General features: G+C 66.2%; 10 protein-coding genes. 5 read left to right on the top strand and 5 right to left on the bottom strand.

Annotated elements, in window-relative coordinates; translation table 11 throughout:
- On the top strand, positions 1-431 hold a 431-nt coding region (locus G6O68_RS32590), incomplete at its 5' end, for a hypothetical protein (protein WP_206108280.1).
- An 18-nt stretch (positions 432-449) separates the two neighbouring features.
- Here G6O68_RS32590 and G6O68_RS31150 read toward each other — a convergent pair.
- Positions 450-1,544, bottom strand: coding sequence for a DUF1444 family protein (locus tag G6O68_RS31150; RefSeq protein ID WP_165253548.1), 1,095 nt, complete (start codon positions 1,542-1,544; stop codon positions 450-452).
- 156 nt (positions 1,545-1,700) lie between these two features.
- On the opposite strand from G6O68_RS31150, the gene G6O68_RS31145 reads away from it, so the two are divergent.
- Complete coding sequence (locus G6O68_RS31145) at positions 1,701-1,895, top strand: hypothetical protein (RefSeq protein WP_165253546.1); 195 nt, start codon at positions 1,701-1,703, stop codon at positions 1,893-1,895.
- A gap of 3 nt (positions 1,896-1,898) precedes the next feature.
- On the opposite strand, the gene G6O68_RS31140 is transcribed toward G6O68_RS31145, so the two are convergent.
- On the bottom strand, positions 1,899-2,462 hold the full coding sequence (locus G6O68_RS31140; RefSeq protein ID WP_165253544.1) for a PEP-CTERM sorting domain-containing protein: 564 nt from the start codon (positions 2,460-2,462) through the stop codon (positions 1,899-1,901).
- A gap of 231 nt (positions 2,463-2,693) precedes the next feature.
- Between G6O68_RS31140 and G6O68_RS31135 the strand changes: the two genes are divergently transcribed.
- From G6O68_RS31135 to G6O68_RS31125, 3 genes are all read left to right on the top strand, one after another.
- Positions 2,694-4,310 carry a hypothetical protein gene (locus G6O68_RS31135; protein ID WP_165253542.1) on the top strand — a complete coding sequence of 539 codons (1,617 nt, stop codon included), beginning with the start codon at positions 2,694-2,696 and terminating at the stop codon, positions 4,308-4,310.
- A 115-nt stretch (positions 4,311-4,425) separates the two neighbouring features.
- Positions 4,426-4,626: a hypothetical protein gene (locus tag G6O68_RS31130; protein WP_165253541.1), complete on the top strand. Its 201-nt coding sequence runs from the start codon at positions 4,426-4,428 to the stop codon at positions 4,624-4,626.
- A gap of 1 nt (position 4,627) precedes the next feature.
- Complete coding sequence (locus tag G6O68_RS31125; protein WP_165253540.1) at positions 4,628-5,071, top strand: DUF1569 domain-containing protein; 444 nt, start codon at positions 4,628-4,630, stop codon at positions 5,069-5,071.
- A gap of 13 nt (positions 5,072-5,084) precedes the next feature.
- Here the strand turns inward: G6O68_RS31125 and G6O68_RS31120 are convergent, their stop codons facing one another.
- The 3 genes from G6O68_RS31120 to G6O68_RS31110 all read right to left on the bottom strand — a co-directional run bounded on the left by G6O68_RS31120 (position 5,085) and on the right by G6O68_RS31110 (position 8,124).
- Positions 5,085-6,485 (bottom strand): carboxypeptidase-like regulatory domain-containing protein, encoded by a 1,401-nt coding sequence (locus G6O68_RS31120; RefSeq protein ID WP_165253539.1) that lies wholly within the window; start codon positions 6,483-6,485, stop codon positions 5,085-5,087.
- 111 nt (positions 6,486-6,596) lie between these two features.
- Complete coding sequence (locus G6O68_RS31115) at positions 6,597-6,779, bottom strand: DUF1810 family protein (RefSeq protein WP_206108279.1); 183 nt, start codon at positions 6,777-6,779, stop codon at positions 6,597-6,599.
- A gap of 130 nt (positions 6,780-6,909) precedes the next feature.
- Positions 6,910-8,124, bottom strand: coding sequence for an IS701 family transposase (locus tag G6O68_RS31110; RefSeq protein WP_390625412.1), 1,215 nt, complete (start codon positions 8,122-8,124; stop codon positions 6,910-6,912).
- Positions 8,125-8,250 lie beyond the last annotated feature (126 nt).

Genomic DNA, 8,250 nt, shown 5'->3' with positions numbered 1-8,250 from the left:
GGACTATGAACGGGTACCCGGAAGCCCTTGAGCTCGACCAGGTCGTGGAGCGATACAGAAGCTCAGGTTCTTGGCGGAATCTCTGGCGTGCCAAATTCAACTGGATCGTGGTGACGGAGAAGTCGAAGCGAAAGCTGCTCGCCGAAGCGCGGGGCCAACTCAGGAAAGATGACTTGGTTGGGCTGACAGTCCTTTGCCACGTCAGGCGGTCGGCGAGTTATGACGTCGAATACATGGAAATCGACTTGTCAAAGGATCGATTGGAACTGCCGCTTACGAGGAAACAGAGCGAATATAGCAAAAATCGCTATCTTCCCATGCTCAAACCCGGACTTCACGGCTTCACGATTAACGACCATTACAGGTTAGGCTATCGCGGCTTCTTTTACAGAGCCTCCGGGGGCCGTAAACCTGGGAGTCACAGTTCGTGATAGGCGTAATCCCCCCCCTCACTTCCCCCTCCCATCCCTACCCTTATGGTAAGGATTCGGATCCGCCAGCCCGCCGAACATCGGGTCGGTCAGATAATTCCCCCGCCGGATCATCCTCGGGCCTTCGCCCCAGACGCTGTAGCTGACCGACGACCCGTCGGGCCGCTGGCCGCCGCTGAAGGAAGCGACGAAGACGTCCACCCCTTCCTTCTGGTGCTTCTCCTCCAGCATCGCCTTCTGCCGCTCATAGAGGGCCCCGAGCATTTGGGCCCGCATCTCGGCGAACTTGGCCCGCATGGGATGTTCTTCGGCCGGCGTCCAGTCCCGCCACTCGCCGTCCTCCCAGACCATCGGCACGGCGGACAGGGCGTAAGCGGCTCCCAACGCCTCCTCGGCGAGCGCCGCCATCATCGTCAGCCCCAGCTCGTCGTCCTCGCCGGTGACCATTGCTGCGTCGCGGTTGGGGACCATGGCCACCTTCCGGCCTTTCGTCTCCATCCGCTCCAGCCAGTCGGAGAGCAGGATGCGGCTGGCGTCGTAGCTGTCGCCCGCGATGAACGTGTAAAGGCTCTCGCCCATCACGGCGAAGCCCTCGGTGGCCGTTGAGAGGTTCGCCGTGGCGTCTTCCAGCGCCTGGTAGGGCGTCACGCCCCATTTCTCCAGCTGGCCGGACGGGATCGACTGCACCGTCTCCGGCCAGTCGTAGACGACGGAGGCCAGGATGTGGTGGCCGAGCGGCACCGCGACGAGGTCGGGTGCCGTGCCCTGGGCGCGGAGCATCTCGACGCTGGCCCGATTCCAGAGCCTCGGCCGCAAATCGACCTTGGCCACTTCGTAATCCTCGGGCAGCTCGCGGTCGGTGTGGGCGCAGGCCCGGACGTAGGAAGCCATGAGCCGCTTTCGCTCGGCTTTGTCCACGTCCAGGTACGCGCGGAACATGTTCGCCGGGGCGATCTGGCCGCACGGCTCGCCGTTCCGCTCGCGGAGGATCAGCTTCGCCTGCGGATCGTAGCGCAATTCGTCCGGGCAGCCCGCCTTTCGGGCGGACGACATCAGCTCCCGGGCGAAGGAATCGAGCGTCGGTTTGCCGCGGAATCGGTCGAGCAGGCCCATGGTCGGTTCTCGCGGAGAGTAGGGGGGTGGCTTCCGAGAGACTACATGAGGGCGTGTTCGTCCGGAAGGTGGAGGTGCCGTTGCCACGTTTGGGCGTTCGTGGATAGAATGGATGCATTCACTATTCCGCCCGGAACCGGTAAAAGCGAGCCTGCGATGGAGCCCGTTTCGATCTACGCGATCTGCCCGGCGTGCGAGGGCCATGGCCGTGTCCGCGCCGGTGCCGGGCAAAGCCGAACGGCAGTCTGCGGCCGCTGCCGCGGGAAGGGCAGGGTTGCCAGCCGCGATGGCGAGGCCATCGTCGAGCTGCTGCGGCTCACGGGGCTGATGGAGTTGAAGCCGGAAGAGTGAAGCTCAAGACGACCGCCGTCGCAAAGCCAGCACGCCGACGATCGCCATCCCCGACGCACAGAGCACCAGCGACGACGGCTCCGGCACCGGAGTCGCCCCCAGCGACCGCGCGATGACCCACGGCTCCGTCCCGCCCATCGACGGCGGCTTCGCGTCCCACTGTATCTGACCGGCCAGGCCCGAATACTCGTCGGCCCCGAGCCGCGAGTAGCTCAGCGAGATGCCGTCGCTCTGGATCCACATCCAGCCCTGGCCGGCCGCGATGGTCAGTTCGTCCCCCGTGCGCCTGATGTCCCCGACCGGGGTGAGCAGCCCTCCGGGGTCGCTCATGCCCGTCGTGTATGAGACGCCTCCTTGCGAGATGGTGACGCTCCAGTCGAGAACGTCGTCCACGGAAAAGTCCGCGTCATTGGGCTCGGGCCGCATGGTGAAGTAGCCGGAGACCGTCGCCCCGCCCTGGTCGGCCGCGTAATTGACGAGCTGATAGGTGACGCTGGCCGCTTCGGCCTGGGAGGCGAGGGCAAGGAGAAAGGCGAACGGCGAGACTCGAAGCAGCCACTGGACCATGACCAGACCTCCACAATGGGTGAATGGCGTTATGATCCCGGCATAAGGTGCGGGAGATCAAGGTCAGGTTTTTGTCAGTGGTGAGTGCTGCTTCTCGCCCAATTTGCCTGTTCAGCCTGAATTTTAGCTGACAGCCTTGTTAAGGCTTGTTAAATAAAGTGCTGTCTGGACGCCCGCGTTTGGGGTGGCGAAACTGGTTCGCTCGACCAGCCGTCACCTCGGAGGCATGTCATGCGGGTCTCTCCCCTCTGCGTTCGCATCTCGGCCGTTACCCTCCTCGTGGCGATCGCCACACCGGTCGTCTGGGCCTGGAAGCCCAAGACTCACGTCCATCTGGCCGAAGTGGCCATGAAGGACGCGGTGGACGACGGCAAGTTCACGATCTTCGCCGTCGACTACGCGAGCGGGACGATGAAGAAGGACGCCAGCGGCAACAACGTGGTCATCGGGACTTACCGGGTGAACCCGGCGGTGCTGGCGGCCCTGAAGAACAACCCGGCCCACTTCCGCGCGGGTGTGCTCGGGCCTGACGCCTACCCGGACATCGCCACCGGCCAGCAGATCATCCACCCGGCAGGATCGCAAGGGCCGGGGGAGACGTCAGCCGATCTGAACCCCGACGGGCCAGGAAGCGACCCTTGGCTCCAGCATCTCTGGGCCAAGGCCTATGGTGCGAACGGGACGGCCGACTCGTCCGACGCCTGCCGCTCCTTCGTGGCTGGCTACCTGACCCACGCGGCCGGCGACATCTACGGCCACACGCTGATCAACCACTACACCGGCGACGCGTTCCACTTCCAGCCGAAGCAGGAGAACGCGATCAAGCACCTGGTCGTCGAGGGCTACATCGGCAAGAAGACTCCGGCTCCGACCTACGATGCCCGGATCGACGGCGGGGTCGACGATTTCATCTACCGGAACATGGTCGATGCCAAGCCCGGCACGCCTTTGGAGACGACGTTGCTCAAGGGAGAGAACGTCAAGTTCTCGCCGCCCGCGATCTTCAGCAAGCTACGCAAGGACCTGCAGGCCGACATCGACATGTACAACCAGGACCTCGCCGACGCCAACGCGATCCAGAGGATCGCCATCAAGGCCAGCCGCGGACTCCAGACGGAATACAAGGAGCGCTGGGTCAAGGACATCGACGACGGACTTAAGGCCTGGCCCGCCCTGAGCCACGAGATCGCCATCGCGCTTTTCTTCAACCCCGCCGAGAAGACGGACACGGACGAGGTGAAAGCCCTGATCGACGACTACACGAACCGGCATCTGCTCTCCATGCTGGGAGCCCCCGACTTCGTGGGTGCCCTCAGAGCGGTCGTACAGGGGTGGATCGACGCCGTCCTCAACGCCCTGAACATCCCGGCGATCAGGGAGACCCTGGACGCCATCAAGACCAGCCTCTACGACTTCCTGCTCAAGAGCGCGTTCGGCCTGACCACCGCCCAGATCAAGGACTATCTCGAGAATCCCGAGAATCAGTTCGACCCGGTCATGACGAACGCCGCCTTCTTCACCGAGGGTGGGACACGGATCACCCGCGCGAATTTCGACACGAACGAGCTGCACCTGTCAGGTGCCACCTTCGACCACGAGAAGGTGCCTGCGGCCTACAACACCGTGGTGCTGACCAAGCTCCTGATGATGGAGCCCGCCGAGGTGAACCGGCTGATGACCGATTTGGGTTCAGGGGTCATGCTGGGCCAGCCGTCCGCCGTGCTGGGGTTCGCTCGGACGCTTGATGGCTCGAACCAGTGGAGCGTCAACCCTGAGAAGATGGTCGCGGCGCAGGACGTCGCGGCCTACAAGAAGATCTTCATGCGGCAGTCGGGCGAGAAGCCTTGAGCGGCCGGCGGAGTTTGGCGATGCCCTGCCGCATCGCTAAACACTTGCCCAGCTAACCGGTTCCGACGCTCCCCTGTAAAATCAGGCTGCCACCAGCCTTTTACGGGGACGAACCATGATCGACGAGACGCTCGACATCGCCTCCCTGAACCTCACCGAAGCCCGAGCGAAGATCGACGCCGCCCGCGGCGGGCTTATTGCGGCTGGCCGCAAGGACCCGGAAGCCGTCCGGGCGGCGATCGCGAAGTTGGACCGCATCGAGGCCGAGCTGAAGCGGGTCGAGACGGCGGTGGCGAACGCCGGCGTGACGGTCTGAGATGTCCGAACGCCGCACGCTCGAGCTCGACGGCATCGAGGCCATCTTGCCGGAAGTGGATCGCCTGACGGCCGGGCACGTCACCGTCGGCAGTTGGACGCTCGCCCAGATCTGCGACCATCTCACCAGGTCGATCAACCTCTCGCTCGACCTGCCTGCGGCCACGGAGCCGCCCACTCGCGAGCAGGCCGTTTATCGTCGGTTTTTCTTCCGAAGCCGGGCGTTTCCGGAAGGGCAGGGGCTCGCACATCCTAGCCAGGAGCCCGACGCGGGGCTTGATCTGGGCATGGCGGTGGAAGCTCTACGGGCGGCAGTGGATCGTCTGGCCGCCCACGACGGGCCGTTCGCCGCCCATCCCGTGCTGGGGCCGATGTCGCGGGACGAGTGGCTTCTGTTCCACGCCCGGCACGCGGCGCATCATTTGGGGTTCGCGGTGTCGCTCTGATGGTGAGACGCCCTCACTTCGCCTTCAGCGTGACCTCCGCCTGTTGGCCGCCCTTCACGTCGATCATGACCGGCCCGACCTCCTCGCTGTCCGAGCCGGGATTCGGCCGCCCGGTCAAGACGTAGCGGCCCGGCGGCAGGACCGTGAAGTTCATCCGGTTCTCGGCGTCGATGTTGCCCGAACCGCCGAAGGAGCCGACCACGTCGCCGCCCTCAGGGGAGATTTTGACCACGTAGTCGCCTGATCGCTCCTTCCCGGCGAAGTCCACCGTGACCCGGACGCTGCCGGCTCGGTTCATCCGAACCTCGACGTCCGTCACCGGGCTGCTGACGGTATGGCCCAGGCCGGGGCCGTAATGGCCTGGCTTGTGGACCCAGATCGACGCCGTGCCGGCAGGGATTTGTTCAGCCCGGAAACGCCCCTCGGCGTCCGTCTTGAACTTATACTCCGAGGGCGACTCGTATTTCCCGCCCGACGCGGCCTGGACGTTCCCGAAGCTGACGTCGACGTCCGCCATCGGCTTGTCGTCCTCGTCGATCACCCGACCCGAGACCGGCGCGGAGCGGATCAGGCCGATGTCGTAGGACTGCCAGCGCGGCTGATCGTCGAGGCGTGCGTATCCTGCCACACGCGGCACGAACCCCTCCGCCTCGACGACCACTCGGACCCAGCCGACCGGGGCTTTCTTCAGCACCCAGCGCCCTTGGCCGTCCGCTTTCGCTTCCGCCGCCACCGGGTAGAGATAGCCGCCCTTCTCCTGCGGCTCCACTCGCTGGAGCCGCATGGTGGCGGCTAGGGGCTGCCCCGTGGTCAGGTCGGTGACCTTGCCCTCCAGAACCGCCCCATCGGCCGCCGTGAAACCGTGGGTCACCAGCCGCTGGTCATCGACCTCGATACCCGCCGGGACGGTCACGGCCGCCCAGTCGATGCCGGCGGCGTAGACGTCGATCTGGGAAGGCGGCGAAGTTTCGCCGGGGCCGGTGGGATTGAGGTCGGGCGGCAGGTTGCGGAGCTGCTCCCAGCTGGCCTGCACCCACACCGTGAACGCCCAGTCCATTTTCGCGGCCGCCAGCTTCTCGGGCTCCCGGTTCGGGGCGATCCAGAACGAATGGCCGACGCCGTCGTGGAGGACGACCTTCTTGACCTTCACTTCCAACTTGGCGAAGTCGGCCAGCACGGCGGAGAGGACTTTGGCGTCGCCGCGACACTCGGCATGCCATTGGCCGCCGCCGAAGGGCGGGCCTTCCCACCAGGCGATGCGGCCCGCGTGGTTGAAGATCGCCGCCGCGCCCGCAGGCCAACCCGGGTCGCGTAGCGGGGCGTTGCCCGTGCCGCCGGTGATCAAAGCGGAGGCCTCCTGAGGCGCGGAGAGGGCGAGCACGGTGAGCAGAAGGCCGGTTGCGATTCGGGACATGGTGACCCCCGGGGGAAGATCGCAGAGAGGAGCGATATGCGGGTCAACGGCCGGGCGCGGACTTCCTTAGCCCGATGGTATCAGACGCCGGTGCGTAAGGCTGTTGCTCAGTCATCCCGCCGGACCTGTCGCCTTGCCCATGAGCTTCAGTGTCTTCTCGTCCCGCTTGCCCTGGAAATACCTCTCCAGCAGGCGGGCGAAAACCGAAACAGGCGGCGACACGGCCTCGAACAGCGTGGCGCACGACTTCAGCTTCATGTCGTCGGGAGAGCCGAAGATCTGGTTGGCCGTCAACCCTTCGACGCCCAAATACTACAGTTGCGCTTTTCCTTACGGCGAATGGCCGCGGCTGCGGTAGTGGCAACGCATGGCCTCGGCCTGATGCCTGCGCCGCCACTCGGACCATCCGAGCCAGTGGTCGGCCTCACGCGCGATCGGCCAGACCAGCCGCGTGAGCAGGCGGCGCACCTCGGGCACCGTCAGGGGATCGACTCCCGGAAGCGGCGTCTCTTGTTTTTGGGGGAGGCGGGGCCGCCTCGGCCCGCAGGGCCTCCAGGAAGGCGTGCGCCAGCAGCGACAGCGTCACGTGTCGGTGCCAGCCGGCCCAGCTGCGGACCTCGTAGCCGTCCAGGCTGACCTCCTGCTTGGCCTGCTCGAACGCCGACTCGATCGCCCATCGACATCCCGCTACGCGGGCCAGCGTCTCGACCTTCGTCCCCCGTGGCGATCGGCAGAGGTAGTACGCCCGTTCGTGGGGCTCGGCGATCGAACGCCGTACGAGCAGGCCCTTGGTCGTCTCCTCGTCCGACTGGAAGGCGAAGGCGACGAAGGCCCAGTCGTAGAGCCTCTGCCCCTTCGAGCCGGCCCCGCAGCTGACGCGGCACCAGGCGTCCGCCGGCAGATCGGCGGCCAGGGCGTCCGCCCGGCCGTAGAAGCCGCCGAGGAACAGCCGCTGCGCCGAGGATACGGCCACGACGTAGCCGAGTCCGGCCTGCTCGATCAGGCTGCGGAACTTGTAATCGGAGCCATAGACCTCGTCGGCCGTGACCCACGCGGCCGGCACGCCGGCCTTCAGGGCGCGGCGCAGCATGGACCGGGCCTGCTCCGGCTTGGTCGCGAAGGCGACGTCCTCGGGGACGCCGGCCTCGCGACGTCGCGGCCGGTCGTCGGCCCAGGACTTCGGCAGGTACAACGCCCGGTCGAGGAAGGCGGCCCCGCGGCCCGAGCGGTAGGCGAGGAAGACGCCGACCTGGCAGTTCTCGATCCGTCCGGCCGTCCCCGAGTATTGCCGCTGCACGCCGACCGACTTCGGCCCCTTCTTGAGGAAGCCGGTCTCGTCGACGATCAGGACGCCGTCGGCCTCGCCGAGGCGGTCCACGACGTAGGCGCGGAGGTCGTCGCGGACGGCGTCGGCGTCCCAGCTCGCGCGCCCCAGGAGACGCTGGACGCCGTGCGGCGTGGCGTCGCCGGCGGCCTCGGCGAGCTGCCAGGAGTTCTTGCGCTCGACGCGCCCCAGGAGGCCTTGGATGTAGGCCTCGGCCCGCCGCCGCAGGTCCTTGCGGCCGAACCGCGGGGCGAGCCGTCCGGTCAACTCCTCGAATCGTTCCGGCCAGGCGGCCGCGACGTCGGCGATCGGCATTCGGAGCCTCCTCGATGGAAGCCCCAGACTACCGCAGAATGAAGCGCGACTGTAGTACTAGGCGACTCGCCCGAGTCGTATCACGCTTGGAACGCCGAGCAAACAGAGAATGTCGCGAGCGTCCTG

Source organism: Paludisphaera soli (assembly GCF_011064595.1).
In the GTDB taxonomy this organism is placed as follows: domain Bacteria; phylum Planctomycetota; class Planctomycetia; order Isosphaerales; family Isosphaeraceae; genus Paludisphaera; species Paludisphaera soli.
Note: the sequence above shows the minus strand (reverse complement) of the source record. Positions and strands in the feature narration are given on the sequence as shown.

Coding starts and splice junctions, on each gene's coding strand:
- G6O68_RS31135 (WP_165253542.1), top strand. CDS start 2,694: ATGCGGGTCTCTCCCCTCTGCGTTCGCATCTCGGCCGTTACCCTCCTC.
- G6O68_RS31120 (WP_165253539.1), bottom strand. CDS start 6,485: ATGTCCCGAATCGCAACCGGCCTTCTGCTCACCGTGCTCGCCCTCTCC.
- G6O68_RS31150 (WP_165253548.1), bottom strand. CDS start 1,544: ATGGGCCTGCTCGACCGATTCCGCGGCAAACCGACGCTCGATTCCTTC.
- G6O68_RS31130 (WP_165253541.1), top strand. CDS start 4,426: ATGATCGACGAGACGCTCGACATCGCCTCCCTGAACCTCACCGAAGCC.
- G6O68_RS31145 (WP_165253546.1), top strand. CDS start 1,701: ATGGAGCCCGTTTCGATCTACGCGATCTGCCCGGCGTGCGAGGGCCAT.
- G6O68_RS31140 (WP_165253544.1), bottom strand. CDS start 2,462: ATGGTCCAGTGGCTGCTTCGAGTCTCGCCGTTCGCCTTTCTCCTTGCC.
- G6O68_RS31125 (WP_165253540.1), top strand. CDS start 4,628: ATGTCCGAACGCCGCACGCTCGAGCTCGACGGCATCGAGGCCATCTTG.
- G6O68_RS31110 (WP_390625412.1), bottom strand. CDS start 8,124: ATGCCGATCGCCGACGTCGCGGCCGCCTGGCCGGAACGATTCGAGGAG.